This window comes from Algoriphagus locisalis (assembly GCF_900116615.1).
Lineage (GTDB): Bacteria > Bacteroidota > Bacteroidia > Cytophagales > Cyclobacteriaceae > Algoriphagus > Algoriphagus locisalis.
The window spans coordinates 232,720-248,794 of the sequence record NZ_FPBF01000003.1 but is presented as its reverse complement, the minus strand read 5'-3'; the positions used below and the strand labels follow the sequence as shown (position 1 = coordinate 248,794).

General features: G+C 41.2%; 14 protein-coding genes. 8 read left to right on the top strand and 6 right to left on the bottom strand.

The annotated features are described in order from the left end of the window. Positions 1-50 precede the first annotated feature (50 nt). The 5 genes from BM386_RS10070 (at position 51) to BM386_RS10050 (ending at position 5,535) form a co-directional block, all read left to right on the top strand. On the top strand, positions 51-779 hold the full coding sequence (locus tag BM386_RS10070) for a hypothetical protein (protein ID WP_139235883.1): 729 nt from the start codon (positions 51-53) through the stop codon (positions 777-779). Positions 780-810: 31 nt separating this feature from the next. Beyond that, positions 811-1,560 carry a DUF6503 family protein gene (locus BM386_RS10065; RefSeq protein WP_091693320.1) on the top strand — a complete coding sequence of 250 codons (750 nt, stop codon included), beginning with the start codon at positions 811-813 and terminating at the stop codon, positions 1,558-1,560. Between the two features lie 6 nt (positions 1,561-1,566). Then, entirely contained in the window at positions 1,567-2,784 is a 1,218-nt protein-coding gene (locus BM386_RS10060) for a bifunctional alpha/beta hydrolase/OsmC family protein (protein ID WP_091693319.1), read from the top strand. Then, entirely contained in the window at positions 2,781-3,821 is a 1,041-nt protein-coding gene (locus BM386_RS10055) for a glycoside hydrolase family 113 (RefSeq protein ID WP_244545499.1), read from the top strand. Before BM386_RS10060 ends, BM386_RS10055 begins: the two co-directional genes overlap by 4 nt. A gap of 301 nt (positions 3,822-4,122) precedes the next feature. Beyond that, on the top strand, positions 4,123-5,535 hold the full coding sequence (locus BM386_RS10050) for a Gfo/Idh/MocA family protein (protein WP_091693316.1): 1,413 nt from the start codon (positions 4,123-4,125) through the stop codon (positions 5,533-5,535). 123 nt (positions 5,536-5,658) lie between these two features. On the opposite strand, the gene BM386_RS10045 is transcribed toward BM386_RS10050, so the two are convergent. Together BM386_RS10045 and BM386_RS10040 are read right to left on the bottom strand one after the other, a co-directional pair. Further along, positions 5,659-6,510: a 3-keto-disaccharide hydrolase gene (locus tag BM386_RS10045; RefSeq protein WP_091693312.1), complete on the bottom strand. Its 852-nt coding sequence runs from the start codon at positions 6,508-6,510 to the stop codon at positions 5,659-5,661. After that, positions 6,507-7,316 (bottom strand): endonuclease/exonuclease/phosphatase family protein, encoded by an 810-nt coding sequence (locus BM386_RS10040; protein WP_091693309.1) that lies wholly within the window; start codon positions 7,314-7,316, stop codon positions 6,507-6,509. Before BM386_RS10040 ends, BM386_RS10045 begins: the two co-directional genes overlap by 4 nt. Positions 7,317-7,675: 359 nt before the next feature. On the opposite strand from BM386_RS10040, the gene BM386_RS10035 reads away from it, so the two are divergent. Further along, complete coding sequence (locus BM386_RS10035) at positions 7,676-9,220, top strand: hypothetical protein (protein ID WP_091693306.1); 1,545 nt, start codon at positions 7,676-7,678, stop codon at positions 9,218-9,220. Between the two features lie 143 nt (positions 9,221-9,363). Here the strand turns inward: BM386_RS10035 and BM386_RS10030 are convergent, their stop codons facing one another. Next, the gene (locus BM386_RS10030; RefSeq protein ID WP_091693303.1) at positions 9,364-9,738 is read right to left on the bottom strand and encodes a PRC-barrel domain-containing protein; all 375 of its coding nucleotides are present in this window, start codon (positions 9,736-9,738) and stop codon (positions 9,364-9,366) included. Between the two features lie 341 nt (positions 9,739-10,079). Between BM386_RS10030 and BM386_RS10025 the strand changes: the two genes are divergently transcribed. Continuing rightward, on the top strand, positions 10,080-12,338 hold the full coding sequence (locus tag BM386_RS10025) for a helix-turn-helix domain-containing protein (protein ID WP_091693300.1): 2,259 nt from the start codon (positions 10,080-10,082) through the stop codon (positions 12,336-12,338). Positions 12,339-12,511: 173 nt separating this feature from the next. Continuing rightward, positions 12,512-13,213 (top strand): NUDIX hydrolase, encoded by a 702-nt coding sequence (locus BM386_RS10020; RefSeq protein WP_091693295.1) that lies wholly within the window; start codon positions 12,512-12,514, stop codon positions 13,211-13,213. Between the two features lie 57 nt (positions 13,214-13,270). Here BM386_RS10020 and BM386_RS10015 read toward each other — a convergent pair whose 3' ends face one another. From BM386_RS10015 to BM386_RS10005, 3 genes are all read right to left on the bottom strand, one after another. Next, positions 13,271-13,837, bottom strand: a complete 567-nt coding sequence (locus BM386_RS10015; RefSeq protein ID WP_091693292.1) for a pentapeptide repeat-containing protein — start codon at positions 13,835-13,837, stop codon at positions 13,271-13,273. A gap of 220 nt (positions 13,838-14,057) precedes the next feature. Then, a complete protein-coding gene (locus tag BM386_RS10010; protein ID WP_091693288.1) occupies positions 14,058-14,651 on the bottom strand; it encodes a hypothetical protein in 594 nt (197 codons plus the stop codon). Positions 14,652-14,891: 240 nt separating this feature from the next. Beyond that, a complete protein-coding gene (locus BM386_RS10005) occupies positions 14,892-16,025 on the bottom strand; it encodes a carbon-nitrogen hydrolase family protein (RefSeq protein WP_091693283.1) in 1,134 nt (377 codons plus the stop codon). Positions 16,026-16,075: the final 50 nt, after the last annotated feature.

Below are 16,075 nucleotides of genomic sequence, written 5' to 3'. Positions count from 1 at the left end.
ATAAACATCTTCTAGAAATTGCTCCATAAATGATCTCAGTTAATAATTTCATGAATTATAAATCTCTACTCTCTATTGTCTTATCTCTATTCTTTCTCTCCTGCACTCCCAGTCCTGAAGAGGAAGCTCAGGCACTCGTTGAAAAGTCAATTGAAGCGCATGAGCTTTCAAAGAAATGGGAAAATGTTGCTGCCATAAGATTCAAGAAATTGACTCGCCTGCTGGATGAAGATGGAGCGGTCGAGAGCGAGTCAGAGCAATGGGTGGAATTTCGATTGAAACCTTACTTTGAAGCCAAACTGACTTGGGCCAAGGACAGTATTTCTCATATTGTGAATTTCAATGGAAGCAAAATGAGCTATCAAATGGGAGAGAATTCTATCCAGAATGAAGGCTTTTTGAAAGTAAAAAAAGCTGAAATTGATGCAGCTTACTTTTCTTTTGCGCAACCTTGGATGCTGGCAGATGAAGATGTTAATCTAATTTATGAAGGTCAAAAAACTTTGGAAAAAGGAGAGCTAGCGGAGTCAATCCGAATCGAACTTGGACTAGACTCAGAAAGTAAATGGATATATTTTGATCCGAATTCAGCTAGAATAGTTGCAGCAGAACGACATACTAAAGGGCAAAATAATCTAATTGAAACCATTTCTTATGATGAGACATCGGGTTTGCTTTTAGCTAAAGAACAGAAAGTTTTTAAACTAGATGGAAATGGAAATACACAGTTTTCACAAGCGGAGTATTTATATTCCGACTATCAGGTAACTTTTGAATAATTAAGTCGTGCCCTACAATAAACATCACACTATGAACTTACAATACTTCCTTGCTTTCCTTTGTGGAATTGCGATTTTCACTTCCTGTGACTCAAGAACTGATGCTGAGAAAATCGTGGACAAAGCTATTGAAGCGCATGGAGGTTCGGCCTTTTCCAGCTCGAAAATCGAGTTTGACTTTAGAGATATTCACTACACCATTTTAAAAACGTCGGATCGCTTTGAGTACATCCGGGAGTTTTCGGATTCGACTGGTAATGTCAAAGATCTTCTGAATAATGAAGGTTTTGCTCGGACAGTGAATGGCGCCAAAATAGATACGCTTTCTGAAGAATGGATTGGGAAATATTCGCGCTCCGTTAATTCTGTGGCATATTTTGCTTTTTTGCCCTACGGCTTAAATGATCCTTCAGTTTTCAAAAAGTCTCTTGGAGAGACAGAAATCAATGGTGAAAAATACGATTTGATCAAAGTGACTTTTGCTGAAGAAGGCGGGGGAGAGGATTTTGATGATGAGTTTTTATATTGGATTGGCACCGAAGATTCGATTGTAGATTACATGGCTTATAGTTATCACACGGATGGTGGTGGAGTGAGGATGAGGGAAGTAAGTGGGGTGAATGAAGTTGGAGGAATTCGGTTTCAAAATTACCTGAATCTCAAACCTGTAGATGAATCAGAACCCGTTGAAAAGATGCAGGAGCTTTATGAATCTGGAGATTTAGAGTTACTTTCAGAGATAAACTTGGAAAATATCAGAGTTGAACCGCTGAATAATTAAGCAATAATGAACCCAAAACGACTGACATTTGAAAACCGAAGTGGCTTGGAACTGGCGGCTCATTTGTATTTGCCAGCGGATCAAAAGCCTAAGTTTTTTGCGCTTTTTGCCCATTGCTTTACCTGTTCTAAAAATTTCTCGGCAGTAACTCGTATTTGTACTGCTTTGTCACAAAATGGAATTGCGGCTCTAAGCTTCGACTTTACTGGGCTTGGTATGAGTGAAGGTGAATTTGCTGAATCCTCCTTTACCAGCAACGTTAGCGATTTGCTTGATGCAGCAGCTTTTTTAGAAAAGGAATATGATGCTCCTAAAATGCTTATCGGCCATTCTCTTGGAGGTGCTGCGGTTTTATATGCAGCTGCGGAAATAGAAAATGTACAAGCGGTGGTGACTATTGGAGCTCCTGCTACGCCTTCACATGTGAGACATTTATTCAAGGATAGTGTGGAGGAAATAGAGGAAAAAGGTGTGGCTAAGGTGTCTATAGGCGGTCGCCCATTTCAGATCAGTAAGAGTTTCGTGGATGATCTGGAGCAAAAGCCACTGGCTATTTTTCTGAAAAAACTTAGAAAGTCACTTCTGATTATACATTCTCCGCAAGATGAAATTGTAGAAGTCAGCAATGCAGCGGAGATTTATAATGCGGCCCATCATCCTAAAAGTTTTATATCGTTGGATGGCGCGACTCATTTGATTTCAAATCCTCAGGACAGCGAGTACATCGCGGAAGTAATTGGAAGTTGGAGCAAGCGCTATGTGCTGGTAGAGGAGGAAAAAGAGCCCAATGATACAAGAGGTAATCAGGTTTTTGTGAGGCTCTCAGGGGAGAAGTACACGACTGAAGTAATGACGCCAAACCATCATTTGATTGCAGATGAGCCTTTAGATGTAGGAGGGGAGGATTTGGGACCAAATCCATACGACTTACTGATGGCTTCCCTTGGAAGCTGCACTGCGATGACGCTTAAGATGTATGCTGAGCGTAAAAAGTGGCCTTTGGAACAGGTTTCAGTTTTCCTCAATCATGAAAAAGTGCATTTGGCAGATAGTGAAAATCCTGAGGACCAATCTGCCAAAGTCAGCCAATTCACCAGAATCATAGAGATCGAAGGAGATCTGGATTCAGAGCAAAGACAAAAATTACTGGAGATTTCCAACAAATGCCCCGTGCACCGTACACTTCAGGAGGAGATTATTATTCAAACCATGTTGGCAAAATGAAAAAGGTCTGGTCAAGGAGATATTTGCTGAGTTCGGTTCTGGTAATACTGGGACTGGGGCTCTGGGCAATTTTTCCTTTTCAACCAGACTTGATAACCGTTGCCGAAAAATGGAAAGGCGTATGCTGGGTAGGAAGTAGATCACCGCTTTTGGGACCGGAACTGGAAGCACTGAAGGCTACTGGAGCAGATGCACTTTCGCAAACTCCCTTTGGTTGGCAAACTGAAAAGAACTCTCCTGAAATCCGCTGGAACACCCATAACGAGAATAAATGGTGGGGAGAATCGTCTCAGGGAATCAAAGCGACTTTTGACTCCTCAGCCCGTCATGGCATCATGAATATGCTCAAGCCGCACCTTTGGGTTCGTGGAAGTTGGCCGGGAGAGATTGAGATGAAGACTGAGGAAGATTGGAAGCTTTGGTTTATGAATTACCAGGGTTTTATTTTGGACTATGCGATGATGGCTGAGGAACATCAAATCCCCATGCTGTGCGTTGGTACAGAGCTGGAAATGACTTCAGAACGTGAAGAAGACTGGAGAAAAGTTATTGCTGAAATTAGGAAGGTCTATTCTGGTAAGCTGATTTATGCTGCCAATTTCACAGAGTTTGAGCATGTTAAATTTTGGGATGCGCTAGACTACATAGGTATCCAAGCTTATTTTCCACTTTCTGCGAAAGCCAATCCTGATTTATCTGACCTCAAATCTGGCTGGAAGAAGAATATATCTAGGATTGAAAAAGTTGTCCGAAACTACCAAAAGCCTGTGATTTTCACGGAAATCGGTTATTGCAATACCGTGGATGCCGCTAAGGAACCTTGGGTTTGGCCAAATGAACGTAAGGAAACGGAGCTTTCTGAGGAAATGCAGGCACTTTGTTATGAAGCTTTTTTTGAAACCGCTTGGAAAGAATCCTGGATGGCTGGGGTATTCTTTTGGAAGTGGTATCCCGATGGGAGGCACCGGGAACCGGATTTCACACCACAGGGAAAATTGGCGGAAAATGTAATGTCAAAATATTTTTTAGTTAACTGATCCTTAGTGGTTTATTTGATCTATGTCATTTTTTATGTTTTGGTTTAACCGTACTTTTGCACCGAAGAATCCAAACAGTCCTTCCTTTAAAAGTTTGTTGAAAAGTGAATAGTCACCCCTAATTTTTTGTCTATTATCCAATTTCTTCATTGTAATCCTTGCGAAGAAACTTTGATTGAATAGTCCCAAATCTGAATTGGAGATTACCGAAAGCCAAAAGCTTTCGGTTTTTTTATTTGTAAGGTGCCCGTACTTCCTTTATTTTTTTATTAATTAGCCAAATCAATTTAACACTGACACCATGAAGAATAACCAAAGAAGAGAGTTTTTGAAATCTACCGGCTTGGTGGGTTTGGGACTTTTCGGAGCGGGCAGTACCCTTGCCAATGAATTTGAAAACCTTCCTTTACAAGCCCAAAAGGGAGTTAATCGAATTCAGTCATTCAATATGAGTGGTTTTGCTGCTCCCAAAATTGACAATGTCCGCATTGGGATAGTTGGGCTTGGGATGCGAGGTCCTGGAGCTGTTGACCGATTGAGCAAAATAGAAAATGTAGAAATAAAGGCACTCTGTGACTTACTCCCTGATCGTGTAGAAAAGGCAAAAGCGCAATTGAAAGATACACCTCATACGCCAGATGGGTACTCAGGAAATGCGTATTCCTGGAAGGAAATGATGGATCGGGATGATCTGGATTTGATCTACATCGCGACGCCTTGGGAATGGCATACGCCTATGGCCGTTTATGCTATGGAAGCTGGAAAGCATGCCGCCTGTGAAGTCCCGATCGCTCGGACACTGGATGAGTGCTGGCAATTAGTCGAGACTTCTGAGCGTACGAAAAAGCATTGTATGCAATTGGAAAATTGCTGCTATGATTTCTTTGAGTTGATGACTTTGAAAATGAAACGTGAGGGATACTTCGGCGAAGTGCTACACGTAGAAGGTGCTTATATCCATGATCTTCTTGCTTTGAATTTTAAGAAGGAAGGCGGCTATCAGGACATGTGGAGGCTGAAGGAGAATTACCGTAACGGTAATCTTTACGCTACCCATGGTCTTGGTCCGATTTGTCAGATTTTGGATATCAACAGAGGCGATCAGATGGATTTCTTGACCTCAACTTCTTCCAATGATTTCTCCATGCATGCCGAGGCTAAGAAGTTGGCGGAGCAGGATAATTTCTTTGCTTCGTTTGCACAGAAAAGTTTCCGCGGAAATATGAATACTACTATGGTGAAAACTAAGCATGGCAAGACCATCATGATTCAGCACGATGTGTCTTCTCCACGTCCCTATTCAAGACTTCATGTCGTAAGTGGGACGGAAGGCTATGCCCAGAAATATCCACAACCAAAAGTGGCAATAGGACATGGTTGGTTGAAGGATGAAGAATTCAAAGATCTGGAAACTAAGTACACTCCTGAAATTATTCAGAAAGTAGGAGAGTTGGCCAAAAAAGTAGGAGGTCATGGAGGGATGGACTTTATGATGGATTGGAGGTTGATCGATTGCTTGAGAAACGGCCTTCCACTTGATCAGGATGTGTATGATGCGGCTCTTTGGAGCGCTATCTCTCCGCTTAGCGAATGGTCAGTTGCCAATAGATCTAATTCTATCGATGTGCCTGATTTTACAGGAGGAAACTGGAAGACAAATGCTCCGGTAGATATAACACTAAATGGTGGTGGAACTACTGGAGTGAGGGTTTGATTTACTTTTAATAGCAAGTAGCAAACTCATAAAGAAGCCCGCTGATCTAGTCGATTAGCGGGCTTCACTTTTTTTATCCATATCCAAAAACTAATTGATTTTGGCTTGTTTCAATGAGAGTCTTTATGGTTTTTCATCAAGTTTTTCAGAAACCAGTGCTTCTAGCTTTGCCTGATCATCTTTGATTGGATCTAGATCAATGATTCTTACCGTTCTGAAATCAATCGGATGACTTTCACTTTGTAAGGAAATCCAGCCGCCAGTAATCATCTGACCATCCACTTTTACTTTTGGGTCAACAGGGTTTACATTTCCTCCGCCCATTTGAGACTTGGTGTAGCTCAGCACCGTGTCTTTGCCTACGAGATGATGCACATCCCCATTACCCAAAACAATGAAATTGGCCGTTACCCACTGATCACCATGATAGGTTTCTGAGCTAGAGTTTACACAGTGTGAAGTGATAAGTTTGTCTTCCATCACCACATTGGTACCGGGAGTACATAGATTACAGGTGCTTCTTTTGTCCTTACCATTTCCACCTAGAAACTGTGCTTCTATTGAGATTGGGAAATCCTGATCCTTCAGCATGGTCTTAGGATCCTGGCAGTGAAGCATTGCACCACTATTTCTGGTAGCCCAGCCTTCGCCACCATTTGCCTGCTCTCCTACAAATCTATACTCTACTTGAAGCAGATAATTTGAGAATGGCTTTTTGTAGAAAATATGTCCGTACTGCTGATCAAACTGATCGTAGCCATCGTAGCGCACCTTCATCATTCCATCTTCCACTCTGAATGTGTTGGCAAAATTGTCATTTAGCTCATGGGTACGGATTTTGACAATCCAATCTTTCATGTCTTTGCCATTGAATAGCGTCTGCCAATCAGGATCTTTTGCATTTTGGGAGATCAGTTGAAAGGAAAAGAATCCTACAGATAAAATCAGTACAAGTAAGAGGGTGTTTTTTTTCATTCTTTATTGGGCTTTATTAATCGAAGGGTAACTAAAACAGGGTAATGATCAGAAAAGGGTACATCCAGCACTTGGTAGTTTACCAGCTCAAAGTGCTCAGAATCATACCATACGTAATCAATTCTTTTTCCTGCTTCTGAATCGTAAGTAGGCGTGGAGTCGTTGGCAACCAGACCAGCATCACTCCATTTTTCGCTGATGCTTTTATATTCTTCTGATTCTGGACTGAAATTCAAATCACCCACCCAAAAAGCGGGCTTAGGTAGTGAATCCGCATAGCGCATCATGGAATCGACCTGAGCCAGACGGTTTTCTGGGAATTCGTGGCAAAGATGGGTAGCACCAAAGTAAAGCTCTCGTCGTTCTCGCAATTCTATTTTGGACCATGCGGCTGCTCGTGCCTCACCTCCAACGGGTGTAGGTAGAGGCAAGGTAGTATAGTTCAACGCTTTTTTGACTAAGATTCCTTCGCCATATCCTCCTTCAGCATAATCCATGGCTTTGGCGAAATAGCTTCTATAGCCAGTTTTTTTTCCGATTTCGGCCATCCAATCTATTTTTTTTCCATAAATCCCTTCAGAGCGGGTCGTCATACTGTCCACTTCCTGAAAGGCCACCACCTCAGGTTGAAGCAAGATAATCAGGTTGGCAATGTCATCTAGGTTAGGCTTACCCAGGGAATCTGGCTTTTCACCATGGTAAATATTATAGGTTAGAACCTTGAATTCAGGGTATTTTTCTTGAGCAAACAAGCTGAAGGAAGTCCCTAGCAAAAAAATAATAACTACTAAAGATGTTTTTTTCATATTGGTATGAATAACTTTTGCGTACTTTTTAGCAAACTAAAATTAGTTCTTTTCAAAAAAAGTAAGCGAATCAAGCTGGAAGTTAATGATTTTTGAGGGTTCAAAAGAATTAAAGTTATCAGCCTATTTCCGCTTTTTATTTTTATGGTTGATTGCTGCTTGTGTATGGATTCTTTTAGCTGTAGAATGAAAATGATTTAGTTGTTATTTATACGTATCTTTTTGAAATTTTCAGTTTACAAGTCATTCTCATTTCAGATTAGAATCATCCCTTGAAAAAAATACTCTGGGCTCTCGGAATAGTTATTCTTCTAGCCTTACTATCGATTTTTATTCTAGAAAAGTGGTTAATTAAAACTTTGCCTGAGCGAATTAATGGCAAAGAAGACCGAGCCTATAATATTCTCTTTGAGGATGTTGATGTGCAGTTGTTTCGTGGAAGTATAGAGCTGCAGGGGATATCTTTAGAGCCTGTGAAAAATGACATGGCCACCAGCATTACTGGTACTATGAGGTCTTTGAGGCTGGGAGGAGTCAATATGCTTGGTTTTATCTTTGGGCATGTTGCAGAAATCGAGGAGTTGAGGTTTGAAGCTCCGAAGTTTGTTTTGGTCAGAAATGACTCCATTTCCCAAAAGCCTGCCGATGTGTCTAAGGCTTTTCAGGGGCTTTTCGGTGATCTAGTTTCTAGGGGTGTTATCCACAACGTAGTTCTAAATGAGGGTTCAGGAGAGTTTTATACCAAAACTGATTCGGTTCGGAAATTCGGGAGTTTCGAAGATTTTCGGATCTCGGCAGTTAATTTGGAGACCGATTCTGTTCGGTTGAATTATGCTATTCCTTTTAAACTGGAGAGTATTCAAACCAGTTTGAAAAATCTTCAGGTAAGAATAAATGAAGAGCAGACTTTTACACTTGGTGCGCTGAACTATGACTCCAAACAGGAAGCATTTGATTTTTTTGACATGCATCTAAAGTACTCCGAATCCAACCTTGAAGCTTCTAAGAAATCAGATGTTCAGAGGGATTTTATAGAAATAGACCTGAAGCACTTGCGGATAGAGCATATCAAAGCTCAAAGCAATATTTATGGGAGTTGGGCAATAGTAGCAGGATTGCTGACGATAGATAGCCTGCACCTACACGATGTAAGAAATAAAAATAAACCTAGGCCTAAGGAGCCGGAAAAGCCCATGTTTGAGGGCATGGTGGAGCAAATTCCTTTTCCATTGGAAATAGACACCATCAAAGTATTGAATTCTAAAATCACTTACTCCCAAATATCCGAAGGGAAAACCGAGCCTGGGAGTTTGATTTTTGAGCAACTTTCTGCCAAGATTTCTCATGCTGTATCGTTGGATTCTCTTCAGTCTGGAGAGCTGCTGATCCATGGTGAAGCTGTGTTGAACGGTTTTGCACCTATGCGCATGGATGTCACAGTTCCTTATACTAATGACAGTACCAAGGAGAATTTCCATCTGGAAGCCAGCGTAGATCCTTTTGCTCTTCCTTCGCTAAATGGGATTTTGGGTGATCTCGTTTCTGTAAATATTAACTCCGGCAGAATGGAAAAGCTAGAAATCACAATGGATGCTTCCCGCTATTCCTCCTCCAATACTATGAAGTTCCATTACAGTGACTTGAAGTTGGAGCTCAGGGATGAAGAAGCCCAAAAGAAAAAGCTCATGTCCACACTTGCGAATATTCTTACTTCAAGTAATAACCTTCCTGAAAACCGAAATTACAAAACAGCCACTTTTCAAACGGATCGAAATATATACAGAGGAACCTTTAATCTCATTTGGGAGTCACTTCGGGAGGGAATGATGGAAATTGTCCCCGGGGATGTCATGCAGCTACTGATGAAGGAGCAAGACCCCGCTGATGGAGGCAAAAGAAGGTAAGTTTTACCATCTTCAATTCGCAGCCTATAAAGCAGTCTTTTCTTTGGGGAAAGGAAAGTGAATCTCTGCTATCGCTCAAGGTTTTTGCAACTAAAAAAGGCTCCCCAAAAAGGAGAGCCTGAAGCAGATTCCGAGCGTCACGCCTATTCAATTAACGCTCTTCTTCTGCGAAATCCATAATAGGTATGTACATCATTGATGAACTCATACTGAGGACCTACCGGCCAATTGTCTTCATCAAAGCCTGGCGCATTTTCCAGCTTTTCCTTCTCGACATTTACGATGATTACATCACGTTGGTGACCGTGAAAATCAAATGCTTCCCAAGGAAGAGCTAGAAGTTTGCTGCCAAGATTTAGGAAACCCGTATCGACCGAGAGTACCACATAGGCTACTTCACCTGTTTCGGTGTCTAGCATGATGTCCTTGATCGTTCCTACTGATTCATCGCGAATAGTTTTTACTGTACAATTTGCAGCCGTGGAGCTGCTTATTGGAAAATGATAGTCAGTGTTCATGGGTTTGTTGGTTAAGTGAGTTTTACTTGTGTCAATTTATAAACCAAGGCCATGCCATGCCTAGAAAACCGCAATTTTGGCGGGTGAAGGTTCTTTTTTAAGAAATTTTATGTTCTTTATGAGGGCGATTTGGGTAAACTCTTACGCGGTTCCATTTTTTTAATGAATACCTGTGCGACTAGGTTTGGGAGTTGTCGTTAGCTTGTAAGGATGCCTTTGTGCTTGTATAGGCCAAAGTGTAATGCGTGATATTAGTTTGAAAATCCCTTATAATAGGCGATATTAGTTAGCTTGAGCCGAATGCTCCTTTTATTCATTTTTAAAAATAGTAGTTTCGTCAAATGGAAAATCAAAGTACCGACAAATTGGAGCTAGCGGCCAAATTTGTCAACAATACCGGAGCACCGATTTTTTTGACTGGAAAAGCTGGAACAGGCAAAACCACTTTCCTGAAAAATCTGGCCTTACAAACGCATAAAAACCATGTGATCGTAGCGCCTACTGGCATAGCTGCACTGAATGCCGGAGGAGTTACTATCCATTCCCAGTTTCTTTTTCCACTAGGCTTTTTCCTGCCTGTCAACGAACCAGAAGGGAATTTCTCCGATCAATACGGCTGCTTTACGCAGCATACCTTGATCAGAAAACATCCACTGAATGCGCTTCGGAAAAATGTGCTGAAATCCATTGACCTACTCGTGATAGATGAAGTCAGTATGCTTCGGGCAGATGTGCTTGACGCGATTGACTACAGGCTGAGAAGTGTAAAAAGGAATTACAATACGCCCTTTGGAGGTGTTCAGATTCTGATGATCGGGGACCTTTTTCAGCTACCACCTATCGTGAGGGAGAATGAATGGCAGGTGCTTAGTAAATTTTATCCAAGTATGCATTTCTTCGAAGCCAGAGTGCTTCAGGAATCTGGCTTAGTTTATCTGGAGTTGGATAAAATTTTCCGACAGCAAGATGAAGACTTTATTCAAGTCTTGAATCACCTTCGGGAGAATGCTGTGACAGATCAGGATATCGCATTGCTTAACAAGCACTTCAAGACTCAGGATGAAATCGCTGAAGTAAAGGACTGCATTACGATCACTACGCACAATTACAAAGCTGATCAGATCAACCGCGATCAACTGATGGCGCTCAAAGGAGAATCAAAGTTTTACGAAGCTGAAATAGAAAACGACTTCCCTGAAAACATCTACCCACTTCCCAAATCACTTGAACTGCGGGTAGGAGCTCAGGTAATGTTTATCAAAAATGATTCATCCGGAAGCCAGGACTATTTCAATGGCAAATTAGCAACGGTGGATGAGCTGACCCATGATCAGATTAAAGTTGTGCTGGAAGGAACAAGGGTAGTTTATCAGCTGCGAAAAGAGACTTGGGAAAATAAAAAGTACGTGATCAATCCAGATACTAAAGAATTGGAAGAGGAGGTGATCGGTACTTTTAGCCAATATCCTATCAAAACAGCTTGGGCTGTGACGGTCCACAAAAGCCAAGGTTTGACATTCGATCAAGCTATTATCGATGTGGGAAATGCATTTGCTCCGGGGCAGGTGTATGTTGCATTGAGCCGACTAAGAAGCTTGGATGGACTGATCCTGAGAACCAGAATTCAGAACAATGCCTTGGCTTCTGATTCGCAGGTTCAGACTTTTGTGGAGAGTGCCCAGAAGCATTCCAAACTCGATGAATTGCTGGGGGCACATCAGCAGCGCTACCTTTCTCTTTTGGTGGGTGAGACTTTCGATTTGCAAAGTCTGCTTCAGGAGATCAACAGTTTCCAGCGTAAGAATGACAGCTCGCTGGAATTTGAAGATCCCGAGATGCAAAAAGCTGTATCGGATATCGCTGCCTTGCTTCGGAATGAGGCAACTACCGCGGGGAAGTTTAGCAACCAGCTTCGCTTTCTCCTCCAGCAGGATGAAAAGGCTAAACTGATGGAGCGCTTGGACAAAGGTGCAACCTATTTTAAGGGCTTTTTAACTGATGCTTTGGAGAAAATACTCATACACCGAGCAGAAGTGGAGCGCTTTTCCCGTACGAAGACTTATGCCAACGGACTGGAGGAATTGGAAGTAAGCCTTCTGAGAAAATATGGGGAAATATCTAAGGTGAGTCGGTTGATTTCTTCGATTTTAGAAGGCAAAATTCCAAGGAAAATGAATGACCTAGAGTTGGATAAAATCAACTTAAGACTTCGACTTGCTGAGTCTGCCAAGCAGGCTGCGGCGGATAATCCGAAATTTGCCAGCACCAAAACAGGTAGAAAAAAGGCCGGAAAAGCAAATTTGAAGCGGAAAGTGGGAGAGACCTATGAAATTACCTTTGGGATGATCAATGACGGTAAAAGTATCGGAGATATCGTAGTGGCTCGTGGGTTAGCAGAATCAACCATCAAAGGACACTTGGCCAAAGGTATTCAAGAAGGCAGAGTGGAACTGGAGGATTGTTTGCCATTAGAAGTGATTTCGGAGATCAACTCCCAACTTGAGAATATCAAGAATTTGCAGGCGCTGCGAATTCATTTTGAAGGAAAATACGATTACAATACCATAAAAATGGTGGTAGCGGGGAAAAGTGATACTTAGTAGGTAGAAAAATGAAGAAAACTGTGGTCTGTTTTTATGGCTCCTTGTTTGAATAGGATTAGTGCATTCAAAGGAATTGCATAAAGTAAATCAAGGCTTTTTTGTTTTCTTGAGAAACGTTAGCATTCACTTAGTATTGAATACCAGCTATTTCAAAAACCTCACGATTGACCATGCCATTACTGCAAGAAGAATATCTGCCAAACATCGCTTATGACTCGGTCATCTTTGGTTTTTCGAAAGAGAAGCTCAAGATTTTAATTCTGGAGTACCATAACATGAAGACCTTTGCTCTGCCAGGAGGTTTTGTGAAAGTGAATGAACCATTGGATGAGGCAGTGAAGCGTGGCTTATCTGAGCGTACAGGCCTAGATGAGATTTATATGGAGCAGTTCCATACGTTTGGTTCGATGGAGCGATTCAGCCCTCAGATCATGCGCAGAATATTGGAAGAGCAAGGGCATTTTGTGGAAGATCATTGGATGTTCGGGCGGTTCATTACTGTCGGCTATTACGCCTTGATCAATTATGAAAATGTAGTTCCCACTCCAGATGAATTATCGGATTCAATTGAATGGTATGATTTTGATAAGCTGCCTCCACTCATGATGGATCATAGTGAAATTGTGCACAAAGCGCTTGAACATCTTCGTTCAAATTTGGATCAAAAGCTTTTGAGCTTCAATCTACTACCGGAGAGATTCACGATGAAAGAGCTGCAGCAAGTTTACGAGGCTATCTTGGGTGAGACTCAAAACCGGGCTAATTTCCAGCGGAGAATGCTAAGCTTGGGTATTTTGGAGCGTCACGACAAGCTGTACTCTGGCGGTTCACATAAGGCACCTTTTCTGTATAGTTTTAAGAAAAAGAAATGAAGTGATTGTAGTAGGTAAAAGTTTTTGACAGCTGAAGTAATTATGACTTTTATATTTTTAGCCGACTTTAATCCTGTATTTCCCCAATAAACCAGGCAGACCATCCAAATCGAACTTAGCAGTTTTGATCTTGTTGATTTCCGGGTCAATTGTGAAATTGGAAGCATTTCTGAAATCAGCACTGATAAGCTCCGTTCTGTCAAAAGTAGCTCCGCTAAGATCAGAATGCTGAAATTCTGCTCCAGACAAATCCCCTTGGGTAAAGTCTGCCTCAGTCATTTTGCAGGAAATAAACTTTGTTTTTTTAATCTTCAAATTGTAAAAGCTACAATAATCCATCTGACAGTCTTTGAATGTAAACTCTAGCAGAAACGGATTAGCAGCATGAAAGTGAATTCCCAGCATTTTGCACGAATCAAAAGCAACTTGCCGAAAAGAAACATCAGGCACTTTGAGATTACTGAGGTCACAATTCTTGAAAGTGCAATTTTCAAAACTGGCACTTCTGATGTTCAGTCCTGAGAATTTACATTGTGTGAAGGTACATTGCTCGTATTCAATAGCATGAAAACCTTCTAGCGTGAAGTCAATGTTTTTGTACTCCTGATTTGATTGGTAAGACATGAGGGAAAGAGAAGATCGATTGGTACACGGTGCGCAATTTTAAGGAAATTCCGCCAATCTGCGCATTGGGACTTGAAAATAACTTTCCAATTTTTAGTTAAGATGAGGGGCGATTATAGGACTTCATTTCAGAGGTGCATTTGATTTGTAGCTCATAAAAAGACCCATTGTGACTTTCAATAACTTAAGTCCAATGAGTTTTAATAAAATAGGGAAAGTATTAATCCCTAGGAGGAGTAATCATAATGTGAGCTCTGTGAGTACCTGGATCCATAATCCAAGGCATACCTGGCGCACTAGGCTTCAGGGGGAGACCAGTAGTTTCGGGTGTAGCCCATGGCAAATACACTACATATCGCAGGTAAGTATCTTTGACTTCTCCTGTATTTGTGTCGTAATTTTCCGCCTCCGCGCTGAGTACAAATAGGGTAGCTCCATCCGCTGGCATTTTGAGCTTTCCACTTTTAGCTTCGGCTTCTCTGGTATCAAAAATTTCCTGAAAAGATTTGCCTTCTTTTTTGAGTTCTCGCCCCCTTTCCATAAATGGCTCCAAATCAGATTGGTAGCAAGAAACGCTGAATCCTTTTCCACTAGGATCATCAGAGATACAAATCATTTCATTTGTACCATTTCGTAATTCTACTAATTCCCCACTTTTACTGTATCCCAATACTTTGGCAGCAGCCTGTTTCTCTTCCGGAGCGGCTAGTACAGCAGTTTTGATTTGGACGTCCGTGGATGGGATTATTACATCTTGGGCGATAGCTGGAGAAATTGCAAGGCAAACTACTGCTGTGCTTAAAAATATTTTCATGATATCAGGGTTTAGTGATAAGTTAATTTAAGGTTTAATATCAAGCTTGACAACTTGATTTTCAAACAATTAAAACTCAATTTCCTTCCTCTTGCCTTCAGTATCAATTCTTGATCAGCTTTATTGGATGCTTAATCTTCTGGGGCTGTTTGAGCTTTAGAATCCTATATATCAATTTTCCTTACTTCTTTGATCAGTTGGGGAGTAGCTAGGAGCTGAGTGGATAAAGGGGAAGATGTTTTAGAAATTCAAAGACCATACGCCGCCTTTTCCAGCGGGAATGACAGGTAGTACTTGATTATTTAGCACTACAATCGGCTGTCCTGATGGCCCTAGATCCCAAAAATCTCCTCGGAAAAATACGTTCATCCCTACCTGGGCTTTAGTCTCTTTCATGGCTTTTGGCAGACTATATTTCTCCCAAGCATCTTTATTGGATAGTTTGCCTACATCATCCAAATCTATGTTTTCAGGACTTGATATACCGTCATAGCCTTTCCATAGTGAGTGCTCTGTCTGGTTTCCTAGAAAAAATGAAGTGCTTAAAATAATTTCTGCTGAATCATTTATTGCATTTTCATATGCCATAGGATGCCAGCTGTCATTGAAAGGTATGATGCATGTTTTCCCAAAAGGCAAATCAAATACTTGTAGATTTTTGGGATCTCCGCTACTTGTATAGGCTTCTTCAGTTGAATTGAGAAAGGATTTCAAAATAGGATTACCAATTATTTTTCCATCCGGGCCAAATAGAAATGAGGCATTATAAAGCGGCCCAGATAAGTTTAGGTAGATATCCCCATCCACCACTTTGGGTTCAGGTAGGAGAATGGAGCCAGCCAGAATGTATGTGTTCGTCTCAATAGCCAGTTCGCGGAAGGTTTCACTATAAGCTTTTACCATCGCTTTGGCTTTCATTCGGATAATGGAAGAAACGTCCTTATTTGTTTCATCTCCAGTCTTCAGGTATCCCAAAAAGAAATCAAAAGCATTACTAAATGCGATTATTTTCATCACTTCATTAAAGGTTTGCTTTTTACTTAAGCTGTGTATTTCATTCAGCAAAAAGAGCCAAGTACCTATATTCTCAGGATAAACTATAATTGTGTTTTTTTTAATAAATGCTTTCCCTGTAGCGGCTACCAAATAAGAACGGATTTTACCTTTGAAAATAACCTGATTGAAATAATCTGAGACTTCCATGAAAGGTTGGATTCCCACAATGTTTCTTGAGAGTGAATCAGAAGGGTTAATTTCCTGTACTACAGATAGATAGTTTCTTGGTTCTTGCAGGGGAGTGTTTCTTCCTGAAAATGACCATATCAACCACACGAAAACAGTTAATATAAATAAGGTGATAATTCTTCTAGTCATTGGTCGAATTTAGCACTATCTAAAGGAAATCGCATCCTCCTAATGCAAAG

Coding starts and splice junctions, on each gene's coding strand:
- BM386_RS10045 (WP_091693312.1), bottom strand. CDS start 6,510: ATGAAAAAAAACACCCTCTTACTTGTACTGATTTTATCTGTAGGATTC.
- BM386_RS10050 (WP_091693316.1), top strand. CDS start 4,123: ATGAAGAATAACCAAAGAAGAGAGTTTTTGAAATCTACCGGCTTGGTG.
- BM386_RS10060 (WP_091693319.1), top strand. CDS start 1,567: ATGAACCCAAAACGACTGACATTTGAAAACCGAAGTGGCTTGGAACTG.
- BM386_RS10010 (WP_091693288.1), bottom strand. CDS start 14,651: ATGAAAATATTTTTAAGCACAGCAGTAGTTTGCCTTGCAATTTCTCCA.
- BM386_RS10025 (WP_091693300.1), top strand. CDS start 10,080: ATGGAAAATCAAAGTACCGACAAATTGGAGCTAGCGGCCAAATTTGTC.
- BM386_RS10065 (WP_091693320.1), top strand. CDS start 811: ATGAACTTACAATACTTCCTTGCTTTCCTTTGTGGAATTGCGATTTTC.
- BM386_RS10020 (WP_091693295.1), top strand. CDS start 12,512: ATGCCATTACTGCAAGAAGAATATCTGCCAAACATCGCTTATGACTCG.
- BM386_RS10015 (WP_091693292.1), bottom strand. CDS start 13,837: ATGTCTTACCAATCAAATCAGGAGTACAAAAACATTGACTTCACGCTA.
- BM386_RS10055 (WP_244545499.1), top strand. CDS start 2,781: ATGAAAAAGGTCTGGTCAAGGAGATATTTGCTGAGTTCGGTTCTGGTA.
- BM386_RS10030 (WP_091693303.1), bottom strand. CDS start 9,738: ATGAACACTGACTATCATTTTCCAATAAGCAGCTCCACGGCTGCAAAT.
- BM386_RS10005 (WP_091693283.1), bottom strand. CDS start 16,025: ATGACTAGAAGAATTATCACCTTATTTATATTAACTGTTTTCGTGTGG.
- BM386_RS10070 (WP_139235883.1), top strand. CDS start 51: ATGAATTATAAATCTCTACTCTCTATTGTCTTATCTCTATTCTTTCTC.
- BM386_RS10040 (WP_091693309.1), bottom strand. CDS start 7,316: ATGAAAAAAACATCTTTAGTAGTTATTATTTTTTTGCTAGGGACTTCC.